Genomic DNA, 24,007 nt, shown 5'->3' with positions numbered 1-24,007 from the left:
GTCGCTCTGCCGCGGCATCTTCTTGCAGACACACTATCCGAGATGTGCCCACTTAAATCCCGGAACTCCCAAGCTGCCTTCTCCAAACTCGGTTAAACCCGGACACCAAACACAAAGGAACCTTCTTGCTCTGGTAAAAGCTACAAATCCTACACGGGCCTCTTCTTTATCATTTATTTTAAGCCATCTTTCAAGCTCCTTTAAATCTTCAGCAATAACTAGGATGGAGGTAGCCTCTCTTCCTTTGGCACTGTGAATTGTTGTTAAATAGGCTCTTTCTGCCTCGTTCGGATCTAGGATGATTTGATTCATTACTTGTTGCACTGTTATCTTTTTGATGTCCCTCTTTTGGCTTGGCCAATCATAATCAAGGCTTTTGAGTTTAATACCTATTTTAATCCCTAATCTCTTCTCAGAAAAATCCTTTAGATGCCCCTTTAATGCTTTAAAAAAGCTATCTATAGTCATTACATTGAATTCTTGAGCATTTATCCAAGCAAATACTCCTACCTGTAACTTCCTCCATACCATGCGATCATACTTTATTTCAGAAAGGTTAATAAAATTGGGATTCTTGTTGAAAATTATACGGGCCAATGCCAATTCAATTGCTTCAATACTTTTTCCATATTCCTGAGATTTGTTCAAGAGTACTGCCCTCAGTAATTGATTAACGATTTCGTATCGTCTATAATCAATTTCTTTTAATTTATTGAGAAATGGAGCCTGTTCAATCTCATGTCCATTAATCTTATGTTGAATTTCTGTAAGCTTTTCATGTTTCCTAGACAGAATTAAAAATGGAATATGCTCCTGCTCCGAACCAACTTTTATCCTAAGCTCATGAAAAGCTTCAACCGCTTGTTTTATATCAGCTTTATCCATTAGAAGAATAACGTCTTGCTGTATGCCCACGTTACTTCCATTTGGCAATTGTTTAAAAGTAGCTTTCTTGTTATTGAAATCAACAATTGCCGTTGTACTGCGGAAGTTATTTGTGAGAGTATATTGCTTAAATGCACCAGGATTACTTAACCTACTTTCAAATATTGTTGGTTCAGCCCCCGTAAAACTAAATATCGATTGGTTAGGATCCCCAACGAAAAAGAAGGAAGTAGCATTTAATAATTGAAAGATCTGATCCTGGTAATAAGTTACGTCCTGATATTCGTCAACTAAAATCGCTGAAAAGCGGGAAGTTAGTGCAGCTTTAAGATGCGGGAACTTAGATAAAAGTTGAAACGCAAAATATATTGTATCTTGTTGGTCAATCTTATGATCATCATGTATCATTTTTTTTAATATTGACATTTCACCTTTTGTAATTTTGTTCGACCTAAAACAAATTAAATCACCGGTTTTATCATATCCGATTGATTCTAGTGCAATAACGTTATCTGGTATTTTAAATTTTCTTGAATCTGAGATACTATTAACATAATATTTAGAGAAACCACGAGGTAACAATTCATAGGTTTGTCCAACCTGCGAAAGTAAATAGCTATAGGGAGCTATCAAATACTCATTTAAAAATGAATGTATTGTCCCAATGAAAGTTCCCTGCGGCAAGGAGAACTCATTTTCTTTTTGAAGTCGTTCAAGTATTTCATCTTTAGCCGCATTTGTATACGTAATACAAGCAATATTTGAATTAGGTCTGATTGTGTGCTTGCACAAATAAACGAGGCGATCTATTAGTAGCTTCGTTTTCCCACTCCCGGGACCAGCCGCGACAATAATACTCTCAGTTACAGGAAGAGTAGCAATTTCTTTTCTTAGTTCTTTGGAATCTTTCATTAATCCTCCGAAAGAAAATCCAAAATATTTGTGATATATTTTGGAATTTTTATTTCTTCTCCTAATACTAATTCATCTAGCACATATTGAGCGGCTTTCCCCTTAGTCTCGGCGACAATTAGAAAAGCCTCCTTTTCAAATTCATGGCCAGTTAATGTTTCAATTTTTTCCCTTTCGTCTTTTGTACCTAATTCGTACTTCGCAATTAATTTTTTAAAAAAGTCATGATTCTCGAGTATAAGATCATATTCAAATGTTTTTAGGTTTGTTTGAATGAATACATTAGGTAGTCCTTTAAAATCATTTATTAAGTTAGCAGTTCTAGGGCAAGGATTGGCAGGAGTCTGTTTAGTTGGGAACACATCAACCTTGAGTGTTTCGTTAGACACTGGATCAAATATCTCCCGCTTTTCCGGGTCACTATCAGTCAATACTGCGCATTTTTGGTTTAGACCAGTTTGTCCAAAAAGATGTAAGAACGGTCGGAAAGCGACACCATCGACAGATATTATTGATGCCCCATAGCCTTCTAAAGTTTTTACCGGCTCGTTTTTCTTGCGGCCCTTATTCCAATATATTTCTGCCATTTTGGGAATAAGCAACCTTTCAGCAACTCCCTCTACCAAAAGGGTTTTTCGCCCAAAAAATATATTGGATTTTGTAGCATCAAGCCATCTTTCAAGGTGGCGTTTATATTGTTCTGTCTTTTTATCAAAGATACTGCCTATTTGTTTTGACTGTATTTTTCCGCCTTCTTTATACATCAGAATTAATGAATTTAAATTAACGGATGATGAGATGTGGGTCGAATGGGAAGTTACAAGAATTTGGCCAGCTAAAGACTCCTTGAAGAAGTAGTTGCTTAAATACCTTTGTAAATGGGTATGCAAATGCGCTTCGGGTTCTTCAACTGTTAAAATTGGAAACGTGTAATCAACGCCCTTTTTATCCTTTTTATTAAAGTATTGCGCCAACAAAAGACTAATAAAAAGCAAATTATTATATCCTAATCCGTTAGTCTCAACTGAGTGTACGTTGCCACTGTTGGGACCTATTAAGACCTTTAAATTCTTAAGTAATTGCTCATAACTACTTTCTGCCATTTGAATTTCAGTACGTTGATATAGATGACCTGTTATTTGTTGTAGATAATCATTAATCGCTGCTTGAGCTTTATCTATTTCACTGGATAACTTAATCTGTTTATTTAAATCTTGGGCTTTCAGGATCACTTCATCTTTATTTATTTCGTCTTGGTCATAGGAGCTAATAATTTTATGTAACTTACTAGAAGATCTACTTAAATCAGATGTAGCATCTCTTAAAGCATCCACACTTTCAAAAGTGAATCGTTGGAGCATCTGATGATCAAATATATCATTTGTTTCCTTTTCACCACCAAAAATAACCCATTCATATTGATCAATTGGTATTTTTAAATCTTTAATTAAAGTCGGATTGACTGGTGGTGTTTTTTTACAGTTACCTTTTGGCCTAAAAATATATGTTAATTTAGCTTGCCCTGGTTCCTTAGTTAGCCACTTATAAGCAAGTGCCATTTCATCTTCAGTAGTTATTTCAGATAATGTAACCTCAACTTTAATCGAAGGCCATACTCCATGAACTACTAATTCATTATTAAAATCATCTTGAGTTAATTGTCGGCGTCTCCAACCGTTGTTCGATATAAATATGAGGGACAATGCATCTAGCATATTTGATTTACCAATATTGTTCTCGCCAATTATTACTGACAGTCCCTGGTTGAATTCTATTGTAAAGTCCACAAAGGATTTATAGTTCTTAATGCTCAAGTTAGATATGTACATATGTAATACCCTCCAGCCAATTCCAACTATTTACAAGACTTCTTCTTTAATTATATATGAAAATCCTGCTTTGTTTTGTCGATATTTGTAAATTGACGAAGATATTCGGTTTTCGTCGTACTCAGCCATAAAAAAGAGACCAGTCATGTAAGAACTAGTCTCTTAGTCATAATCTCGAATTAAAACTTTTCGTTTAGATTAAACTCGATTTCAGAAATACCTTCTTGCTCCAGACGCTTTCTACACTCCAACATGGTCTGCAATACTTGAGTCCATCCCAAGTACCGTGGATCGTGCAGCGCGGCTTGAATTTGAGATGCATATTCATTAGATATTGGAGCAGCTTGTTGCTCGTACTTTAGTAGCACGGCGGAATTCATCCATAATGGCTCTAAAGAGGGAAACAGCTGGTTTCTTAAAAACTCAAAAATGCGGATACCTCCTAAGTCGATATCTCCCCAATGCATGATAAATTTAGGGCGATCAGACTTATAAATTGCCAATGACAGCAGACTTAAAAAGTACTGCAAGAGACGATGCGGAAATCCCCCCGTATAGATGACCAACTCTTCGGAGGCATAATGTTCTCGCTGTTCAATCCACTGATGGTAGCTGGCCAAATTCTCAATCGTAATAATTCGGCCTGCTTCGGTAGAGATATCTTTTACAAGTTCAATTGTCTGGCTAGATAATCCGACGCCGCCCATCAATTTTTCTGTCGATATCCAACCCTCGTCTTTTATCCGAAGGCGGAGAGGGCCACACAGATAAACATACTGTGGATTTCGGGACAGTCCGATCAAATCAAGCCATTCTTCATCTGTCTCCCTCTGTTCCGCTGAAGCTTGCTTCACCACGGATAGTAGCCGTTTCAATACTTCCCGTTCCAAATGTTTGGAATCTTGAAAAACCTGTTGACTAAACAATCTCAAAGAAATCACTTTTTCGCCAAGCTTCGGAAGTTGGAGCAGCGCCCGCACTAGATCAGCATAACCTGAAGGACTGTCTAGATCGAGATATGACGCCTTTCCTTCAAGCAGACCTATCCGAACTTTTTCTGCCCATTCTGCAATCCAAGACCACGGATGCAGTAAAAGTGGTTCTAATATATCTCTCAAGCGATTAAACTTATCTCGGAGCGGCATCTTCTCTGAAAGTGAATATGCTTTGGCAATCATATCCCAATTGAGATAAATCCGTTCAACTTCTTGAAAACTGCGAAACTTGACCCACTTCAAAGCTATGATTCCTTGCAATTCCAATCTTATCATGACGTCGTTCATCCATTGACGCTTCATAAAATCCATTTCATCGGTATAATCCAAATTAAACGGACTTTTAGACATGACGAATTGCGGCCTTTGTTTACCTGGCTCTCCACTTTGAAAGGATTGGCTCTGTTCATATTTATCCAGAAGCACGCTTAAAAGCTTTCGGGAAAAATATTGCTTGAACTCCTCCTCTTGTCTATCGATTCCAATCTGATCCACACATTATCTCTCCAATCTTCATACATGGGAGCGATTTTCTAAAATAATGTTTCTTGTCCGTTAGAAACGTCAGGAATCCCTAAAGATGTTCCGGTTGGATTAATCTCTGTATCATTATGTTCCTCCGCATCTTCCAAACGATCAATCATGTCCACGTAGCACTGATAATTATATTTGGTGACAAACAATGTGGTTGAAACTTCAGGTGCCATATGCTGCATTTTCTCATCGGGTACCGCAGCGATTAGCTGAAGTCCCAATCGTTTAATTAGTCGAAGACTCGACTGGATTCGCTGTTCATCCATCTTGTTAAAGGCCTCATCAAAGACAACGAGACGAGATGTTTTATTGTTAGAATACATATGATGAAAAGAAGCCAGAATGGCAATATAAAAAGGAGTCTGTGTCTCTCCCCCAGATTTCTCCTTCAGCACCTGTGAAAACCTCGATTTTGATCCGTTGCCAGAGGTAACTATAATATCGAAGTCCAGATACTGGCGGTAGTCAGTAAACTCGTCCAGTTCACCGACTTCTCCTCGAACCAATTTTTCAAATAATTCATGAAGAATTGTAGTTCTATCGTTATCAGGAAAATCGAACAGTGAACCTTTTTCCATTAGCAATGGATCCATGATCGCATCGTAAAATTTCTTGTATCGCTCACTCGCAGTAACCTCAAAGTGATATCTGTCATCTGAGAATGGGAAGTTTCGCAAGGCAAAGTTAAGCTGTTCGAATTCTCGACGGGCCATCCCAATTGCTTCCCGCAGCTTGAATATGAAGTGAGATTTAAATTCTTCCTCTGATTCCGTGCGGGCAGCTTCCACTTTTAACTGATACTCCGGAATGTTTAAGTGCGCAATATTTTCATATAACTGGTCATATGCCGTATTTTCCTGATCCTGAACATCAGCATTACTAGCATGGTCCACGTTGTAACGAGTACGAAGTTTAACTACTATTTTGAATTGTTCATCTCGCAACGTCTGTTGACCCTTCCAACTAGTATTATAGTTCTGTATTTTCTGCCAAGTGGGTATCGTTTGCTTCTCAGCTTCTTCGTAACGCTGCAAGGCACGCTGTTCGCCTTCTAATCCCCATTCGACTATCCATTGATGGCAACCTTCCTCTGCTTCTCGAAGTTTATTTTCATGAATAAAAACATTGGCGGCTGCTTGCTTGCATTCCGACTCCAGCTTCCCTTTCTGCTCTCGAATTTGCCCAAGTTTGTCCAGCCATTCCTGTTCCGAATGTCGCCATTTCTCATATTCATCTTTTAGATACAGGGATTCGGTAAGATCCAAAGTGTTTAAGCTCGAACGGTCTTGTTCTAGTTGATGAGATAGCGCCGCGATCTGTCTCATAAGGCCAATGTTTCCCGCAAGACGGGTATACTGCGATTCCTTTTCTTTTAACAGACGAACCCATATTTGAAATTCTCCATGCAATAGCTGTCTCCTGGTATGTAGTTCCCTCAATTGTTCAAGTTCTGTCCGCCTTATCTCCAACTGACGAATGATCGCTTTCGCTCCCATGTACGGAATCTCATACTGTTTCTTAGGCATCTGACGAGCAATTAAATTGCTGTATACCATGCAACTTTGTGTCACTGCAGTGCGATGACGACGAAGCTCCTGTTCGTTGGCAGCTTTTATTACCCGTCCAAGCAAATGCTCCACGTGAGCCTGTATGACAGGGTGAACAGTCTCTACTTCACGAGCCAATGATCCCGGTTCGGCTGAGCCGAGATATCTTTTTTCCTTTTCAGTATCTACCAGCCCGACACCTTCCAGCTTGTACTTCCACTTTTCCCGTTCGTATATGCCAAAGGCTTCAGCAACATACTCTGGTTCTACAAGAAGATCAAATCGTTGAGTATTCAAGTACCCCTCAATACCATTTCTCCAATTCTCGTCGATAAGCTCAGCTTCTTCGCAAAAGATCCATACAGATGATCTACCCTTCAATCCTTCTTCAAGAAGAGCCTTTAACTGACGCACGGGTTCTGCATAGCTACGCCGCTTTTGTTCCAGTTCCCTAATAACCTGTTCGAGTTCGTGAATCTGTTCTTCATTAACCTGGAGAGCCTCCGATAATCGGGACTCGCCGATAACAAGACGGTGATGCCAACCCGATAGGGCAGCCCCCATCTCACTAAATTTTACGAGCCATTCCTCATCTTCCTGGCTTTCAACAATCCCGAATCGGACGATTTCCAATAAATGCGTTAAATTCTCTTGATGCTTCGCCATAGCCAACCTGTCTCCAGGCTCTATAATCCAATATTCATTGTTGGGCCAAGCCGCAAGCCGTTCAATAAGCTCCAGTTCCTGTTCCAGCTGTCGTTCATACGTTTGCCGCAGGCGGATAAGCTCCTCCAGTTGCTCTTCCTCTTCTTCAACTCGCGATTCAAGCTCCCGTTTCCGTATTTCTGCCGCATTATTCTGCCAACGTTGGTAAGCCACTTGGCTTTCCTCGCTCGCTTCCTTGCGCTTTGTATCAGCGAGCTCAATATTTTCCAAGGTCAACGTCAACTGATTCTGCGCGTAGAGGAGGTTCTGTTCCATCTGAACCTTGTTTTCGCGTTCGTACTCTACTTTTAAACGACGAATCACGTAGTCCTGTTCCTTAACCGTCTCCCCGTACCGTACATATAACCGATAGCTCTCCTGAATACCCTCAAGCTGTACCTTACGTTCCTGTAAACGTTCAAGTTCAAGTTTGTAGCGTTCGTGAAGCTCAAAATTGTGTTTCAACAATTCCAACTGAAGCTCACGTCGGTCAAGAATATAGTCATAAACGAAATCTCGGATGTTTTGAATGGGCTTAAACGATAACGCCTTGGTAAAAACTTTAAAGAATCGATCAGGAAGTCCGCCCATCCTTGCCAAAAGTGCTTTCAAATAATTAGACTTGTTACGTTCAAACAACGACTTGTTCCGCCCAGTTCTTCCGCTCGCTGTCACGGAAGTTGGTCCGTATCGGCGGCGGAACTCTTCTCGATTCAACAGTTCACCGCGATCATTAACGAACCTCAGATTCTCCAGTTTGGTTTCGGCCAATATGAAATATTCTTCCTCATAAGAACGATCTCGGTACACATCTACAGCAATCCCGATAACAAACGATTCCCGCTTGTTCTCATCATAAAATTCGGACACTATATATGTGGTAAAATCCCCATCACGCAGAAAAGAACGGTCGTCACTGCCAATTTTCCCTTTTAAATAATTGATATAACTCCGCTTCGCCTCGTCAGTGGCGGCATTAAAGCGAATCAAACGTTGATCGGCCACAAATAAAACCTGGAGCGCGTCGATAATCGTAGATTTGCCTGCACCGTTTTGGCCGGTGATAAGCGTCTGCTTGCCAAATTCCATAGGCGTATCTTTAAAATAATGCCAGTTAATCAATCGCAACCGTGTCATCCATTTCATCCAAAATGCCTCCTTCCTGTCCGGTTTCATACCGTTCAAGGCGTTCAGTGAGTTGCTTTATTTCATCTACCTGAATTACATACATCCACGTATGAAACAGCTTAAACCGTGCATCGTCGGTTCGGTTATCATTATCTAGCGTTTCAAGTAATTGAAACTGAATACACAATCGGATCAGCTTATCCAGTACGGAGCGATTGATCCATTCTAAGCGGAAAGTTTCATATTTACTTCGAATATCATACAAAGTAACCATCGGATAATCGGATAATGTTAATCCTTGACGTTTCTCTTCATATAAAAGACGGAGTACTAGCAACCATACGGTGTGATCCCGGTCAAGCCTTCTCCTGAGACGGCTATCTTGAATGTGCAAGTAGACACATTCATGACGTTCGTCAACTGTCAACTCCCAACCCAAAAATTGAAAATAGGCAGATAGCTCTGCACGGTTTCTACGGATGACTGCGTACATCTCCCGTTCTTTATCCTTGACAAGCAAGTTTACCTCAAGTAGCCGATTAATAGCTTCCCTTAACCTCACCCGTTCCGAGTCAGCCAATTCCTGAAACATCATCTTTGTTTGGCCCCCTCTTTTGCTCGATAGTATGATTATCAAACCGATATCCTCCAATCAAAAGCACTTGTCGCTCAGCTTTCCGTCGAATATTAAAACGGGAGCCTCCATCATTTCCATACAAGTATACATATCCGAGTAAAATAAATTCCTCAGCAGTCTTTGGCGCCAATTCAAGCAGCTCCATCTCCGTTCTACCCTCTAATCTCTGCAATACATAATCGTCTACCTTCTTACGGGTAACGGCTTTTCTTATTTTTTCGACGCTTTTTCCTTTCAGTTCCTCTCGTATATGGTCTGGAATATCGACAACAACATGGACTTCAGGTTGATGCGGCGCTCTTTTTCGCCGGGGAGGCAAGAGGGAGTACTCTGTGAGAGTTCTCGTCTGACGAACGGAAAAAATCCGATCTTCCTCATCTAACGGTGAATTTCGGTTAAGCATTTCAAGGAGCCTTGCAATCTGTTGCTCTGTTCCTTCATTCTGCTGGCTTAAATAGCGTGCCCGCTCGTACGAAGATCGCAAATATTGATTGTGACGGACATCAATTTGATAAAACAATTCATCTAAACCAAGAAATGTATCCTCAATAAAAAAAAGGGCTTCCTTAACCGCCCGTTCAGCTTCCTCAATTACGGCATAAAGGCCGCTTTTTACGCCGTCGAGAACCGCTTCCTCTAACAATGTGGAATCCAACAGCCATTGCTGTACAGTATTCAGTATTTGCATCCGATATTTTGCTACGTGATCGGAAGTTTTAAGCCGATGATAACTCTTATCGATAATTTGAGACTTATACTGTTCAAAATGATGATCCAGCACGTCTTGTATTGTGGTTTTCTGAACCACTTGTTCCATATGGGATTTCATATTATTATACAAAGTTATGAGTTCCTGCCGAAACTGCCTGCTTACTTCCGCCGCGCTGAGGACTGCCGAACAAGGCTGCTGCTTCGCTGCTTCACCAGTGAGAGACTGGTAAATGAGAAAGGCAAATCGCTGATATTCTACCGTTTTTGCCTCACATAGCTCTTTAAATAGTCCGATAAGTTTACTGGCATAATGAGGTAGCACCAGGTAGCGATCAAATTGACTGCGTGTTTCAACATCCACCCACCGCATTCTTTCCAAGCGCCGAAGAATCGCGTTTGCTTTTGCCCTTGTTACTTCTTCGAGAGAAATTTGCTCAAGCCCATGCTGAATCGGCGGTTTTTCCTCTTCATCCAAATCGCTGATAGATTCCCCTAATTCCAAACGAGTTTCCAGCAGTTCTTGAATCAAATCCCGCATCACCTCATATCGGACTCCAAACCGCTCAGACTGGGTATTTTCAAAGAGTAGCAATAATATTTCCGCATAAATCTGTTTATTTGATCCCGTCAATAGTTGAAACAGTCCTTCGGGAATCACATCAAATAATTTCATGACTTTCAACCCATTTCCTTAGGGTACGTTAAGTTTTCCATGTGCTAGCCAGGATCTTTAGGGAGTTCATTGTTCAATCCCCCCCTTATAAGCCAGCGTCTCATTCTTAGTGCTTACTTAATCCTTATAATTCTACATTTTCCCCAATTTCCCTGCTTACCTCAATTCGTTTATAGTCCATAGTGCCTACATTTTACAGAACTATACATTGGAGTATTGATTATAACTTACTGTTTTTCAGTGCAAACAACCCCATCATTAATCTGATGGGGTTAACCTTCAAGCGGAAAGCAATTGAGCTTTATCTCATATAAAAATCACGAAGCTCCAAAACATCGTAGAAACTCATGTGCTTAAGTTCCTCTTTAGTAAGCGGTTCATATTTCTCACTTATCATTCCATGATTGTGCAGTTCCAGTGCAATCAGTTGTCTCCAAGTCTCAAACATCGCGATAGTGGCATTTATTTCTGATCTCTCAGTTGAACCAAATACATAATTATCGAGTCCATACCTTCCCTGAATATCTAGCAAAATCGATTTTATTATGGATAATGCAATGTCATCTTTCAGAAGTATCCTCCCCCTTGAAAGGACAGATAACGATAATCTCCAATGTTCTAGTTTCATACAGAAACTTTTCTTCCGCATACTAACCTTTATATGTTTTTGAAACATTAACCGGCTTAATTGGAATAACATGAAATCCGTCCTGCCGTCTTTTTGTTGCCAAGCTTATCTCAAACTCTGTTTGTAAGGAATCAACAGATATCCATTCAACATTTGCGTGTAGTTCCAATCGATCGATAATTCGCCTAATCATTTTTTGAGATGTACCTAATATTACCAGCTTAGATATGTTAGCTTTATGGATATAGTTCTTGACTTCATTTTTGTGGTCATCCCAGTGGAATATAGCTCTCTTCATCGCGGCATGGATGAGATACCTTTCACATTTTGCAGAGACCCCATCGACATGAGATTGCTCGACAATTAATATTCCATCATCAATTATTGCTTTAACTCCTAAATTGTTTGCCAGTACTTGCACTTTGTGACTCTTGCCCGTCCCACTTTTACCGTATAATCCATATATCTTCATAATAAATTTACCTCGAATTCTTTTACTAAAGCTGGAATACGACGTCAACATGAATCATTTAGCTCGATTGTTTAAATCTAGAGCTAGTCAATCTCAATGTTTATTTGATGGACTACATTTTTGGATTTAAGCAGCATTCTATAAATAAGAAGCGCCCTCTTTAATCCACTAATTCTCCCGTTCAATGATGCATTGTCAGTATCATCATTAAGTTCTTTCTCAAGCTGAGATATTTCTCTTTCTAGCTGCAAAATATAATCGTTTGAAACTGAAAAATCATCATCCTGCATCACTATACTCGGCCTCGCCTAAATTTTCGATAAGACTATGATAGTACATTCCAAGTTCTATTTTACCCCACATGTTTATTCCAGAATATTTAGTAATGTTGGTCTTTGACACATTGATATCATTTTCAATCAACTGTTTTATAGTTTCCTTTATTTTTCTCTTTGCTTCGTGCAATCGTATTTCAGCTTGTTGTCGCTTTGAAACACCCACCTGTTGATGAATCCACTCTGCGAAATCTGGACAATTCTCTTTAAGCCACTTTCTTCGCTTTCCAATAGCTGCATATACGCTTTCACAATTGAAAGGCTGTTCTTCGTTCAACTTTTTCTCAGTATATTCTCTAGCTGTAGACCAATAAAATTGAATCTCATCTGACTTAAGCTGCTCATTCTGTTTTTCGCGTGCCGCGGCAACCTCATCAAATAAATTATAGTAGCCTAAGACACCATGTGATACTCCATAGCTCTCATAAAAATCTTTTGACGAGAATGTCTTCTTTTCTAACTTGCATATTTCTTGGTACTCGACAAGTTTTTGATCTAAGTCTTTATGGACTCGTGGCTCCTTCTCTTCCTTTCTTTCATTATGAATTAAATACATTTGTACTTCCGATGTATAATAGTATATGTAAAATTCTAGTGCGCTCCAGCCAAATAGTTTATTCGCAATGGCGACCATTCTATATCTAAATCCGCCAACATGCTTTCTTAATATTTTAAATTTATTTACAAGTCCTTCTTCGGTTTGTAAATTCAAGTTCGATAAAAACTTATAATCTTTTGGAATTAATTTTTGATTATACATATAACCGATAATAATATTAATCTTATGTATCGAAATCCCAGCTAACATTTGACCCATCTTGTTTTTTGATACTCCAACTTCCAATAATGGAAAAATAATATTTGAAACTAAATTAATAGTATTTCCTATCTCACTCCACTCTCCAGTTTTTTTATCATACCCATATGAAATAAAACATGAAGTACAGATTGATGATGTATGGTGTGTTACACTTGCCTTACTGTACTGACTATACTCGAACATGGTGGTAGTCATACCCTTAAATTGGCACCATGGCGTAGAACAAGGTCCAAGTTCAGTTTTTCGTTGATCTTCAAACAAGGACTGAATAAACTCTTGACTTACATCAACTGTTTGAAATTCGTCAATGGAATAATTACTTTTTAGTAAAAAGCGAATCAAAATGCCAATTATTGAATGATATTTAGAATCCTCTCCCCTAATTAGACGCCTAAGGAACTTAATCTCACCCTTAGTTATATATTTAATCCTGCTCATTTTATATTTATTCTCTTGTGATTGTGAAAGATACAACATCTTCAAAGCTAGCGTTTGTTGCAAGTTAAAATCGTCAATTCGGGACGATATTGCCCCCTTGCGTCGCAATAGTCGCTCCCACACCTCATATATTTTTAACTGCATGGAAAATTGTTGCTGAACCTCTTTTACTACGCAATCTTCATAACCGAAACTAAGCGGATATGCACAGGAAACACAAGAAGGTATCATCATTTGTTCCCTTGTAAAAGGTTGGATTTTACCGCAATTATTGCATACAGATTCAATGGGAATGTTATGTATTTTGCATATTTCGATGTCTTTAATCTGCCAAATCAACTTATATCCTCTATTTTCCAACAAACATTTTCTGCAAAATTTTCTTTTTTTAGTTTCTATTAGCAAACTTAGCCGGAAGGATATGTCGTCTATTTCATTCAAAGGGTTATCGTAAATCTTTACAACTGCAGGATAGTAGGTGTGAGAGAGAAGTTCATCATGACTCATACCCAACAGGCTTTCTAATAAAGAAACATCAACTTGTCTGTACGGTATTAAATCCACGTGATAATATCTTTTAGAGTATATTTTGAGATAATCTTGTGTATTTATTGTATGTATGATTCGTAAAAAAGACGTTCCATTCGCCTCGGCTAACCGAAATAAATAACTGGTTAGCGCCTCTCCCTCCTCAATCTTTGGCCTAACAGCATATCTTTTTTCATCTTGCATATGCCTTCCCCCAATTATGATGCTACTGCAAATATTTCTTTATTATGTTCTAATTTCATTTGTTCGATTTTTTCAAGTAACCAGGGCGCGTAACGTTTAAGATATAGATAATCAACACTAGTAGCTGCATAAAGTTTCTGTGTATATATTCTTTCGTCAGAATGAGCGGCAAAGTAAGCATCTATTTCCTCTTCCATTAATCTAATCCTATTTTGACGCATTGCTTTAACTTGCCTTTTTCTATAAATCCCCACCAATTCAGAGCATTGCTTGTTCCTGATTGTTGTAGCAGAGGTGCCCGCGGCTAATGCAACATTTGGAAGGTTAATAGTAATGTTTTCCTTTATTAACTTCTTACAAGTGCTTTCAATCCGTTTCTTGTAGAAGGAATCAGTAGCATTAATTTTTTGCCTTCCTGAGGACTCAACTGAGGCTTTAATGACCGAAGAATGATATCGATGCAACAAAAACTGTTCGTAATTTTGCCATTCTCTCCAGTATCGTACCTCTTCTAAGCTCACTCCTTCAGAGAAGGCTCGTATAAATCGTTCCAGTAACACCGCATCAATTTTCCCCTTATGAATATCATTTACTATCACATTTTGGTTATGAAAATATGCCATTACACGACGGATACGGTCTCGTTTAAGTCCAAATATTTTTTCCTTCTCCGGCCATGTAAGTCTTGTAATGTCTCTGGTTTTCAGTATTTTATAGGCATTGATAAAATAACCTCTCTCAACAAGTTTCTTTCCCTCATTAAAGGCATATTCACATCCGCATGACTTACAAACCATATAATACGATAGATGCTCTCCGCTTTTCGTTGTATTTAGAACGCCCGTAGGTACTAATTCACCAACTTCTCCATACTTTTCACACCACGGCGCTTCACAAGCTGTCATTTTCGCTAAATGTCCAATGCTCTTCTCGTGAAGTGAATCTACAAACTCCTGTGGAACAGAAAGTACCAGAAAATCTTTAACATGCGTCTTCATTTTATATAGTGTAAATAATAAATTTGAGAGATGCACAGATCTTCTTTTTTGCAATGTTCCTCGTGCACATTGGAGCAGATGCTCCACGCAGCCTTGAGAGCGCTTTGCCACGATAATCTTTCTATTAAAGTAACTTTGGCACTCATTCAAGATGTAAAGTAGTCTTAAGGCTGTTTCTGAATTTGTGAGGCTCTCTCCAGTATAGTTAAGTAGATACTCCCAGTTTTCTGTAAACCATACCTGTTGTTCCATTTCTACTTCCGAGATCTCTTCTTTGCTCCCGATAACCTCCGATAGTCTATTACTACAATGAGGACAGCGGTTTACTTCACGAATGCTTTGATAAGCAATTGTTTCTTTGCAATGCCCACAGCAGTTGTTTAACTTATTCTTGTGTATGATACAGGTATCTATTGTGTCAATCTTCCATAACAAAGGATAGGTTTTCGAAGACCTCAGACATTCCGGACAATAAGATAATTTGTCTCTGATTATTTTATTTAGTATTCGGCTGCTCTCACCTTTTGCTGATTCGTTAAATGTTCTTATAACATTTGCAAAACTACTTCTATGCACTTCTTCATAACTTAATCCGGTAATTGCAGTAATTTTCGATGCATTTAACAAGCTCATTGGATAAAAATCTATTCTTTTTAAATCACCAGAATGCAACCGAAACTTTTCATTCAGTTTCATTGTTTCTAATAAAACGAGAACATCCGTTCCAAAAGAGTGTGATAAATTAATAAAATAACTGAATAATGATTCATTATGGCCAAGTCGTCTTTTCATAAAATGAACCGCCTTCCAGTGAATTTTATTATTCATTATTCACTGAAAGACAGCCTATTAAACTAAAAGAATATCTATCAATACCCTTTTTGGAGCATTGTTTCCATTTCCTCCTCGGTTAGATCACCATTAATATTTTCATAGGCTTCGAGTAATTTATCAATGCTCTCTTCATTAAACTGCAATTTTGAAACATCTCTGAAATCCTTTTCGAACAGTCCCAACAAAGAAAAGAATTCTTGTATTACAGGTATCAAAATTCCGAGCAACCCCTTACTCATACCAAACAACAATTCTGGGAGGCCGGTTTCAACCTCCCCTAATCCTAGTTTTTCAGGGAGAGCAATTTGTTCATCTATAGCCTTCAATAGGTTGCACCACTCTTCATCACATTTATCGAATCGACGCATATAATATTTGGGGTATCTTCGAAAGTTTTGAAAATTAATTTTTATAAGAGTAGATTCTACTTCTGGTGTCCCCATTAATACCAATGTTATATTTGCCTTGTTGGCTATTTTTTTAATGGCATTCATTGCGGCTTTATAGGGTACATTTGACGTTAATATATAATCAAGCTCGTCTAATATAAGTACCTCAACTTTTTGCTTTTTTAATAAGGTAAATGTCTGTCGCTGAGCTTCTCCTATTGTAATTCGCTTCGGTATCTCAGGGAATCCAAGAGCAATAGATATGTTCTGATATAATTCTTTTATTGTGAATGGGTCAGGCAATTCTAAATAAACCACAGGCCTAATGTCCACCTCCTCTAAACCATCTTCACTTAATTCAGTGTGTCCCGGATTATTCTCTGCGTATCGCAATCCCATCTGGCTTTTTCCCACACCTGATGGACCGATTACTGAAATATGCCTTTTCCCTGACTTAGAGGATCCCAACTTGTATTTATTTTGCGTTCGAATTGAGTCAAGAAATGACCATATTTTTGTTATTTTCGGATGCGTTATGTTTAAATTTGCTACCCGGTTCGCGATCTCCAGCTGGATTGTCATTTAATTATCTCCTTTGTGAATATTTTTGTTTCGCAACTTGCAATAAGCTTTTAATTGATTTTTCCGATGTGCTCTGTTGAGACTGCGAACTGCCAGCAACTGTAGAAAAATCAAAGCCTATCTTTTCACTCATTTTTCTAGATGTTTTCTTCTGGGTATATGTTTTTTCAACCATTTCACGCAATTCTTTACGTCCCTGCTCCACCAATGCATCCGTCATTTTATTTTTTCTGGATAATAAACCTTTTGCTCTTAAATCATTCTTAACCTTGTTCCATTCGTACCGATTTAGACCTTCAAGCACACCTGCAGATGGGTACACTGCCGGAACGGTCACATATTCCCCTGTACCAGGTAACTGAAAGTAAATATAGGTAAGATCATCGTCGTCATACTTAATATTGTATTGAGTCTCTCGTTTACCTATTAGGTGGGAAAGAATATCGGCCTTATATTGTATATGATCCTTTGTAATTCCAAATCTAGTGTAAGGATGCCTTGAAGTAGGAAGCAAAGAAAGAGATATAATCTCCTCATCCTCTGGAGGGAAGAAATCCGGATTGCCATGTTCCTCGCATCCTGTTTGATAACGTAAGACAGGAACGTTACATTCAAGTGGTAAACCCTTATGTTCCTTAAAATGATAAACATCGACTATCCATTTGATAATAAATTGTTCGATTTGTTTTAACGTTAAGCATGCTTCGCTCGAGGGATCCCTATCACCCTTATCCATAATATTTGATCCTGTGTAACCCGGTAATTCGCTTAGCACATTATTTATAGAACCCATAAGCCTCTCGATAACCCCACCATAATGAGGGGTTTTTCTAGGACGATATCTGACTTCGGATTCCAAAGTCTCGTCAATCATCTTCTTGACATGCTCACTAGTAAAATCAGATCCATTATCTAGATATATAACTGATGGAACTCCAAAAATTGGCCACTCATTAGTTGTTTTGTAACGTTCTTTTGATCTTTTACAAAATAGTCCCTGTATAATAGCCTTTCTTACCTTTGCTGAGGAGGGGTCATCAAATGAGAGATGCATACACCATATTGACCGGCTAAAAACATCAATTCCCAATGTTATAAAAGGCCTATCTATCGGCTGACCTGTTACCTCAGATGCAGCGATTATATCTAGTTTAGTATGATCAATTTGAACAATATGGAGTGGGTATAAAGCAGCTTTTTCTGAATATCCCCGTTCAGTTGGCATATACGCCTCCATACCTTTTCTGCCGTGTCTAAAAATGGAAACCGTTCTTTCACTTAGCTGCTTGATCAGCGATCGAACAGTTATATACGGTATCTTTTTAAGTCCAGCTTTACTGCACTCGGTTTCTAAAATTTCTTCTATTTTACTGACCTTTAACTTGCGAGTGGATAAGTATTTGTTCTCGATAGCACTTTTTATTATTGAATGATATTCCACAGGATATTTCGTATATATAATGTCAACAACTTCATCTGGATTCCTAGGACTGCATATTTCAATTGCGTATGTATCTGCTCTTTGTATGTACTCTTTATCGTTTGCCCTTATAAAACATTCACTACCGCTTGCTGTCCCAGTTACCCCCGTTTTTTGATAATTTCTATATTTGTTTAGATAACGCATAAATGTTGAACGGCTAACCGATTTATTACTCTTCTTCAATTTCTTAAGAATTCTCTTTATCAGTTCTTCCTGGGATAAGGTTTTTATTTTTTCATTTTTGTTTATATATTCTTTATTGAACCTCTCGTTAAATTGAATTAATGCTTTTACATCTCCATTTTTTATTTTTTCTAGAAGCAATACAGGAAGTATAAGATTATATTTCCAAGAAACTTCATCCCGCTTTTCCTTATCGAGCTTATCAAGGTGGATTTCAAAATTTCCTTTTTTCTCTTTCCTTCCTACCTTATGCCCTCCGCAAAAGCTTGAATCCGAAATTATCTGTTCCAACTTAAATTCGTAAGTCTCAAGGTCACCTTCCGACCTTTGCAAAACGACAGTACTACCTTTTAACGCGACGATCTTATGATTTCGCCCTAAATACTGAATTTCACTGTTTAAGCGCAGATTCATTTTCATACTTTGTCTTCCCTTCGCCAAACAATAGTCGACCAATTGGGTGACCGTTTGTATCAGAAGAAATTCGAATTAGACTGTGGCTTCCGACTTCTTCAAAAACATTCACTTCAATTTTACCTACAGCTATAAGATGATAAATGAGTGGTTTGACATCGTTAGGATGGTGTTTAGGATAAAAGCTTCTTGCTAGTTCACCTACAGTGATTGGTTGATCAAAACGAAGTTTAAATAAAACATCATTAATTAGATCTTCTGTATAATGTCTGCGTTCACGCAAATTTCCATGAAGATAATTAATATTTCTCAATACTATATCAGGCAAGTTTTTTGGATAAATCACATCATAATTCCACCCCAGATTCGAAGCTAATAGTTCGCACCGCTTGTTGCACTGATTAAAACTGCCTCCTACATCTTCTGGGGATTCTTTGATCTGATACAGTAAAGGTTTACTACCATTTCGGAAGACTAATACATCCGGAACGTGTTTCCATGATTTGTTGCTTTCAACTGCTGATATTACAGGTATGGAAACTTCAATCGGCTGAACGTAATATCGGATAGTCGATTTATCCAGTTCTAAGTAATAATAAAAAAAGCATTCGTTTAATGAGTGATATTCAACTCTTCTCTTCATTTTACGACTACGAAAGCCACCTATAAGGTGAGGCCTTTGCCAACTGATTTTATTGTCTACTCTGCGCTTAGGCTGGAATAGCTTGTCCTCCTCAATCCAGGTTTTATCTGACCAATGAGACTGTTCCATTTTCCTAACCCCCCTTAGCACAAATTGATATAGCCGATCAATTTCTTTTCGTAATTATGTTTTCTATGTACTTGCATGCTGCATTATATCCTTCTTGTGAATCTTCGAATTTCTCTCCATTAACAACTATCGAAGTAACAAACAGATTCATGAAAAAGCGATAATGATTACGATCTACTTCACAATATTCTTGCATTTCCATTGCACCGTGACCATCATCTATGTAAACTGGACCGCCGCAAATGGGACAAATATTCTCCTTAAGAATAAAACTACCAATAATTTTGTTTTTTTCATTCCGATTTCCCATTTTTGATTTCCCTCTTATTAAAATAAATATTTTGATGTTGAAAGTCATGGTTGGTCATACTTGAAACTACGAGTACATCGAGTACGACGCTCGCGGTCAATAATAAAACTTCATCATAAAATAAATTAAGTCGTTATTAATTAATTTAATTAACGCATCTTTTTATTATATTATTAACCATATCATTGTTTGTCAACAAGAAACTCTACAAATTCGTTACTTTATGCTATACTTATTTTGCAATACAAAAGTGTTCAGTTTTATATTCAGTTCTATGAATACTTCTTAATACGATCCAAGTTTTCTTTATGGGGGCTTTAAGCATGTCTACAATGGGTGAACGTATTCGTATCTTACGTACAAACAAAAAGTGGAAACAAATGGAGTTGGCCAATTTCATTGGTGTATCATCCCAAGTTATTTCAAATTGGGAACGTGGTTATAGTTCTCCTGACAATGAACATGTTGCAAAGTTGGCAAAAGTTTTTAATACCTCAACCGATTACCTCCATGGAAGAGTGGATGATATTTTCAGCGATCAACTAGACATGGCTACAAGGCTGAATGTCCTCGGGGAAGATAATAAAGATCAAACAAACAAATTCTTTTCACAAGTTCCTGATGAGTATGTCTCTTTTGACATAGTTAAATTATTAAATTCAGCATATGGGATCACATTACAAAATAACGAATTAACCCGCGACGAGAGAGAGCTCCTCGTGATGCTAATAACAAGTACAATCGCAAAAATTAGAGAGATTAATCAAAAAGTTTTACACAAGGTAGAGGATGAACTTGATGTTAAATTTTTTATGGCTAATAACGGAGAAATTTTTAGATGAGAATTAATGAAGCTGTACTCTCTGGCAACTTAAGAGTTCCCCTTCAACTTGTTCAATTCTACTTTCAAGTTGCTTCATATAGACTAACATCTCTTCAATTGTTCTCGGGGTAATAAATCCGGGGACACCTTCCTTTTCGAGTTTTATTCTTTTTTCGAATTCCTTGCTTTTCCGCGGCTCGATCGGCCCCACCGGTCTTTTTTGTATTTCTTGAGTTTTTCTAAACAGGATGTCCAAGCCTCTAATGATTTTTGAATCATCATCAATTGGTAGTAATGTGCCGTGTTATTGGTAAACGGGTAATCGTAATACTTCTTTTGTCTCTCCAGATTCAGTTTATACATTGTAATGATTTGCTCAATTTCCTCGATTAACTCTTCCATAAAATGTCCTTCTTTTTATAAACATTTCGTCTTTTCTTGTTAACAAACTTCTGTTTCTTTAACAATTTTAGCTTTTGAAGTGACTCATAATAACGTTGCAGTTGATAATGTGACCAAGTGTTTTGAGGCATGACCGGGTTACAAAATTCAAATCCTCTCTCACTATCCCAAATGTATATGCCCTCTGATTGTCCGGGTTCATAATATATCGTTATTTTCCAACTCTTTTTATGCGTTGCCTTCTCGAACCATTGTTCGCGTAATGCTCGCGTGCAGGAATAATAAAGCCCTCTAAAATAAATCCCCTTAGCTGTAACTCTTGCTTGGCTAGCTATCAATAATCGTTCTTTAATCATTTTTTAACTCCCTTCTAAGAATCTATCATTAGTTATATCCCTTTTTAGATATTAATAAACAAATAAATCTAAATATAAATAAAAAAAGCTCTGTGAGCGGCAAGATCTCACAGAGTACAGCAAGATATATGATTGAGCAGATAAATAATTTCCTCGGTAATCTTTGATCGACAAAATTAGTATAGTTTGCTCTTTAACTTTTTTTTCATTCAAAAATATGGATTGTATATCTACTTAAGTGACCTGCCACCTGAGTTAAACTCTTCGTTGATAACTCATTCTAACGATAAATGCTACCGGCTATGGACAGGTCGTGCTAGCTGAAATTGGCTCCAATAAGGATCAGTATCCTTCCGCCGCCCATTTATGTTCTTGGGCAGGGCAGTGTCCGGGTCAGAACGAAAGCGCCCGAAAACGATTGTCCGGCAAGACGAGAAAAGGAAACAAGAAGCTCCGAAGTACGCTTGTTGAAGCTGCGAAGGCCGCCGCTAGAACGAAAGAGACGTATTTATCCAGCCAGTATCACCGAATTGCCGCACGCCGGGAAGCAAATCGAGCGACGGTCGCAGTAGCACACAGTATATTGTCTATGCTTTACTATATCCTTAAACGAAGACAACCCTTCATCGAGCTCGGTCCAACCTACTACGAGGAACGAAAACGGGACGTGATCATCAAGCATTCCATTAAGAAACTGGAGTCATTAGGTGTATCTATTACTGTGAATACGGCGGTTTCCTGATCGTTATTCGGACAATTCGTTGCTAAAACCCCTGGCCATTTTTTGTTTGCCGGAGGGTCACTTTCTTGTTGCCTTTTATAGGTGTTCTACAGAGTGATATTCTCAGGATAGACGCCCCTGCCTCTAACTCGGCATCATCCGATGATGAAGTAAAGTTATTTCAGGATAGACTGGATTAATAATTTAAACTGCGGGAGACTAAGACTTGAAAGATAAAATATTGGACTGTCGCTGTTGTCATAGAACTACGTTTCTTGTTAGCCTAGCTCCCCGGTCTACTTTATTTTCTGGATCCACATAGTACCCATAGTCGGATATTTGATGCATGCCGCTTATTATGTGAAACGAATATTTATTTTCCACGTTTTCTTATTAATTTTTTATCCCCTATAGATATAACTCCTGGACTTTCATTGGTTTCTAGAGTTAATTCATAATATTCGTCCAAATATTCAACAAAGTCCTTTAATGATTTTGGCCGTTCTTGGATATATTTTTGCTCGGAATCAGATAATCCTTCGCTCGTTGAATCATAGAGACTTATCATTTGAGTAATTATTTTATCTATCGATTCAAAACTTTGCATAATCTCATTAATAAATCTCACATGGAACTCAAATACAACACCATTTTTACCCAATCGGGGAAGGCCTTCATCCGTACTAGTATATTCATAACCTCTACTAAGGAACTTGTCCTTAAGTAAAGCCTCATCAAGGATGCAAAGAATAATTACGTCAAGTTCATTTAGCAATTTTTTATATTTTAATGGAATAGGAAACGCAAGTGGTGGCTTATGGAAAATGGTATCTCTTGGCTCCTCGATTAAACTAGAAATTCCTTTGATATACGGCTTTTTAAAATCCCACAATTTATTTTTGATATATTCAGGGTCTATACCATCTTCACAATCATACCTAGATGCAATATAAACTAACCCTGGTTCAGCTAGTACGGCACTACTTCCAGGATCATTCGCCGTGCACTTTTCAATAATTTCAGGTAGTAGATGAAAGTGATCCTGATATCCTGATACATCCACTTCATGAGTTCTTGTTATCAGGTCTGCTTTAAAAAACTTCCCAAACCCTCGTTCCAAATAGTCCTGTAGCCAGAAATTTTTTGAAAATTGCCGCCCTATTCTTCCTCTCAAAATATCATCAATCTTGTCTGGAGTCGATGTCTTGCATTCGATTATGTGAATCTTATCACTCGACTGCACCTCAATTACATCACCTGTGGTTATACATCGAGTGATATCAGCTAAGATAAATGCCTTTTCTTTAGCCTCACGATCAAATTTATTTATAATTTCAAAAATAACTTCTTTTTGAGCTAAGAGGCTAGTTTTTCCAGATTCGAACTTGCCAAGTTGTCTTATAGTAAATGATTCTAGCACTGACCAAACTATTGCGTCACCTATGGAATAAAGTCTATCTAGATGATAGATCCATTCATCTTTCTCATCTCCACCTTTGTTGAGTTCCTCTTCCGTCTTAATAATTGCATTTACCAGTTCTTTTTGTAACTCCCAAAAATCATATTTACTATTAATGTTTTCAAATTTTTCATAAAGTGTATGTCTATACTTGATTAATTCACTCACATAAAGCACCTCAATATTAGAGTTTCTAAATTCTAACTTTTTTTTGTTTAATGGTCTTCTCATCTAATTCTATATTTTCCCAGTCTACAAGTCTACTCTCCCAGTCTAGAACTTTTACTTTCTTTGGACAAC

Annotated in this window: 19 protein-coding genes and 1 pseudogene; 2 read left to right on the top strand and 18 right to left on the bottom strand. The window is 38.0% G+C overall.

Translation table 11 applies throughout. From position 1 onward, the window contains the following. Positions 1 to 33 precede the first annotated feature (33 nt). From ACHHV8_RS02620 to ACHHV8_RS02550, 15 genes are all read right to left on the bottom strand, one after another. Positions 34 to 1,797, bottom strand: coding sequence for a UvrD-helicase domain-containing protein (locus tag ACHHV8_RS02620; RefSeq protein ID WP_395156499.1), 1,764 nt, complete (start codon positions 1,795 to 1,797; stop codon positions 34 to 36). Continuing rightward, positions 1,797 to 3,626 (bottom strand): ATP-dependent nuclease, encoded by a 1,830-nt coding sequence (locus ACHHV8_RS02615; protein WP_395156497.1) that lies wholly within the window; start codon positions 3,624 to 3,626, stop codon positions 1,797 to 1,799. The genes ACHHV8_RS02620 and ACHHV8_RS02615 overlap by 1 nt, the downstream gene beginning before the upstream one ends. 179 nt (positions 3,627 to 3,805) lie before the next feature. Further along, positions 3,806 to 5,116, bottom strand: coding sequence for a Wadjet anti-phage system protein JetD domain-containing protein (locus ACHHV8_RS02610; RefSeq protein ID WP_395156495.1), 1,311 nt, complete (start codon positions 5,114 to 5,116; stop codon positions 3,806 to 3,808). A gap of 38 nt (positions 5,117 to 5,154) precedes the next feature. Continuing rightward, a complete protein-coding gene (locus ACHHV8_RS02605; protein ID WP_395156493.1) occupies positions 5,155 to 8,553 on the bottom strand; it encodes an ATP-binding protein in 3,399 nt (1,132 codons plus the stop codon). Next, complete coding sequence (locus ACHHV8_RS02600; protein WP_395156491.1) at positions 8,522 to 9,130, bottom strand: DUF4194 domain-containing protein; 609 nt, start codon at positions 9,128 to 9,130, stop codon at positions 8,522 to 8,524. The genes ACHHV8_RS02605 and ACHHV8_RS02600 overlap by 32 nt, the downstream gene beginning before the upstream one ends. Further along, complete coding sequence (locus tag ACHHV8_RS02595; protein ID WP_395156489.1) at positions 9,108 to 10,556, bottom strand: Wadjet anti-phage system protein JetA family protein; 1,449 nt, start codon at positions 10,554 to 10,556, stop codon at positions 9,108 to 9,110. Before ACHHV8_RS02595 ends, ACHHV8_RS02600 begins: the two co-directional genes overlap by 23 nt. A 301-nt stretch (positions 10,557 to 10,857) precedes the next feature. Further along, a complete protein-coding gene (locus tag ACHHV8_RS02590) occupies positions 10,858 to 11,184 on the bottom strand; it encodes a hypothetical protein (protein WP_395156487.1) in 327 nt (108 codons plus the stop codon). 22 nt (positions 11,185 to 11,206) lie between these two features. Beyond that, positions 11,207 to 11,656, bottom strand: a complete 450-nt coding sequence (locus ACHHV8_RS02585) for a hypothetical protein (protein ID WP_395156485.1) — start codon at positions 11,654 to 11,656, stop codon at positions 11,207 to 11,209. An 83-nt stretch (positions 11,657 to 11,739) separates the two neighbouring features. Continuing rightward, positions 11,740 to 11,949 (bottom strand): hypothetical protein, encoded by a 210-nt coding sequence (locus ACHHV8_RS02580; protein WP_395156483.1) that lies wholly within the window; start codon positions 11,947 to 11,949, stop codon positions 11,740 to 11,742. Next, positions 11,936 to 13,981: a TniQ family protein gene (locus ACHHV8_RS02575; protein ID WP_395156481.1), complete on the bottom strand. Its 2,046-nt coding sequence runs from the start codon at positions 13,979 to 13,981 to the stop codon at positions 11,936 to 11,938. Before ACHHV8_RS02575 ends, ACHHV8_RS02580 begins: the two co-directional genes overlap by 14 nt. A 14-nt stretch (positions 13,982 to 13,995) precedes the next feature. Next, positions 13,996 to 15,771 (bottom strand): TniQ family protein, encoded by a 1,776-nt coding sequence (locus ACHHV8_RS02570; RefSeq protein WP_395156479.1) that lies wholly within the window; start codon positions 15,769 to 15,771, stop codon positions 13,996 to 13,998. Between the two features lie 77 nt (positions 15,772 to 15,848). Beyond that, entirely contained in the window at positions 15,849 to 16,784 is a 936-nt protein-coding gene (locus tag ACHHV8_RS02565) for a TniB family NTP-binding protein (protein WP_395156477.1), read from the bottom strand. A 4-nt stretch (positions 16,785 to 16,788) separates the two neighbouring features. Next, a complete protein-coding gene (locus tag ACHHV8_RS02560) occupies positions 16,789 to 18,870 on the bottom strand; it encodes a hypothetical protein (protein ID WP_395156475.1) in 2,082 nt (693 codons plus the stop codon). Next, positions 18,842 to 19,636, bottom strand: a complete 795-nt coding sequence (locus ACHHV8_RS02555) for a hypothetical protein (RefSeq protein ID WP_395156473.1) — start codon at positions 19,634 to 19,636, stop codon at positions 18,842 to 18,844. Before ACHHV8_RS02555 ends, ACHHV8_RS02560 begins: the two co-directional genes overlap by 29 nt. Before the next feature lie 37 nt (positions 19,637 to 19,673). Further along, positions 19,674 to 19,946, bottom strand: a complete 273-nt coding sequence (locus ACHHV8_RS02550; protein WP_395156471.1) for a hypothetical protein — start codon at positions 19,944 to 19,946, stop codon at positions 19,674 to 19,676. A 323-nt stretch (positions 19,947 to 20,269) separates the two neighbouring features. Here ACHHV8_RS02550 and ACHHV8_RS02545 point away from each other — a divergent pair, with 323 nt between their 5' ends. Next, positions 20,270 to 20,788 (top strand): helix-turn-helix domain-containing protein, encoded by a 519-nt coding sequence (locus ACHHV8_RS02545; RefSeq protein WP_395156469.1) that lies wholly within the window; start codon positions 20,270 to 20,272, stop codon positions 20,786 to 20,788. A gap of 143 nt (positions 20,789 to 20,931) precedes the next feature. Here ACHHV8_RS02545 and ACHHV8_RS02540 read toward each other — a convergent pair whose 3' ends face one another. Both ACHHV8_RS02540 and ACHHV8_RS02535 read right to left on the bottom strand, forming a co-directional pair. Continuing rightward, entirely contained in the window at positions 20,932 to 21,171 is a 240-nt protein-coding gene (locus ACHHV8_RS02540; protein ID WP_395156467.1) for a hypothetical protein, read from the bottom strand. Then, positions 21,159 to 21,527, bottom strand: a complete 369-nt coding sequence (locus ACHHV8_RS02535; RefSeq protein WP_395156465.1) for a Mu transposase C-terminal domain-containing protein — start codon at positions 21,525 to 21,527, stop codon at positions 21,159 to 21,161. Before ACHHV8_RS02535 ends, ACHHV8_RS02540 begins: the two co-directional genes overlap by 13 nt. A gap of 307 nt (positions 21,528 to 21,834) precedes the next feature. Between ACHHV8_RS02535 and ACHHV8_RS02530 the strand changes: the two are divergent. Beyond that, positions 21,835 to 22,269 (top strand): annotated as a pseudogene (locus tag ACHHV8_RS02530) (transposase); the annotation flags it as partial. A gap of 352 nt (positions 22,270 to 22,621) precedes the next feature. On the opposite strand, the gene ACHHV8_RS02525 reads toward ACHHV8_RS02530, so the two are convergent. Continuing rightward, on the bottom strand, positions 22,622 to 23,938 hold the full coding sequence (locus tag ACHHV8_RS02525; RefSeq protein ID WP_395156463.1) for a hypothetical protein: 1,317 nt from the start codon (positions 23,936 to 23,938) through the stop codon (positions 22,622 to 22,624). Positions 23,939 to 24,007 lie beyond the last annotated feature (69 nt).

The sequence above is a fragment of the Paenibacillus sp. TAB_01 genome (genome assembly GCF_043945595.1).
In the GTDB taxonomy this organism is placed as follows: Bacteria; Bacillota; Bacilli; order Paenibacillales; family NBRC-103111; genus Paenibacillus_S.
Note: the sequence above shows the minus strand (reverse complement) of the source record. Positions and strands in the feature narration are given on the sequence as shown.

Coding starts and splice junctions, on each gene's coding strand:
- ACHHV8_RS02620 (WP_395156499.1), bottom strand. CDS start 1,797: ATGAAAGATTCCAAAGAACTAAGAAAAGAAATTGCTACTCTTCCTGTA.
- ACHHV8_RS02615 (WP_395156497.1), bottom strand. CDS start 3,626: ATGTACATATCTAACTTGAGCATTAAGAACTATAAATCCTTTGTGGAC.
- ACHHV8_RS02575 (WP_395156481.1), bottom strand. CDS start 13,981: ATGCAAGATGAAAAAAGATATGCTGTTAGGCCAAAGATTGAGGAGGGA.
- ACHHV8_RS02565 (WP_395156477.1), bottom strand. CDS start 16,784: ATGACAATCCAGCTGGAGATCGCGAACCGGGTAGCAAATTTAAACATA.
- ACHHV8_RS02555 (WP_395156473.1), bottom strand. CDS start 19,636: ATGGAACAGTCTCATTGGTCAGATAAAACCTGGATTGAGGAGGACAAG.
- ACHHV8_RS02525 (WP_395156463.1), bottom strand. CDS start 23,938: ATGAGAAGACCATTAAACAAAAAAAAGTTAGAATTTAGAAACTCTAAT.
- ACHHV8_RS02545 (WP_395156469.1), top strand. CDS start 20,270: ATGTCTACAATGGGTGAACGTATTCGTATCTTACGTACAAACAAAAAG.
- ACHHV8_RS02585 (WP_395156485.1), bottom strand. CDS start 11,656: ATGAAGATATATGGATTATACGGTAAAAGTGGGACGGGCAAGAGTCAC.
- ACHHV8_RS02535 (WP_395156465.1), bottom strand. CDS start 21,527: ATGATTAAAGAACGATTATTGATAGCTAGCCAAGCAAGAGTTACAGCT.
- ACHHV8_RS02570 (WP_395156479.1), bottom strand. CDS start 15,771: ATGAAAAGACGACTTGGCCATAATGAATCATTATTCAGTTATTTTATT.
- ACHHV8_RS02600 (WP_395156491.1), bottom strand. CDS start 9,130: ATGATGTTTCAGGAATTGGCTGACTCGGAACGGGTGAGGTTAAGGGAA.
- ACHHV8_RS02595 (WP_395156489.1), bottom strand. CDS start 10,556: ATGAAATTATTTGATGTGATTCCCGAAGGACTGTTTCAACTATTGACG.
- ACHHV8_RS02590 (WP_395156487.1), bottom strand. CDS start 11,184: ATGAAACTAGAACATTGGAGATTATCGTTATCTGTCCTTTCAAGGGGG.
- ACHHV8_RS02605 (WP_395156493.1), bottom strand. CDS start 8,553: ATGAAATGGATGACACGGTTGCGATTGATTAACTGGCATTATTTTAAA.
- ACHHV8_RS02540 (WP_395156467.1), bottom strand. CDS start 21,171: ATGGAAGAGTTAATCGAGGAAATTGAGCAAATCATTACAATGTATAAA.
- ACHHV8_RS02550 (WP_395156471.1), bottom strand. CDS start 19,946: ATGGGAAATCGGAATGAAAAAAACAAAATTATTGGTAGTTTTATTCTT.
- ACHHV8_RS02560 (WP_395156475.1), bottom strand. CDS start 18,870: ATGAAAATGAATCTGCGCTTAAACAGTGAAATTCAGTATTTAGGGCGA.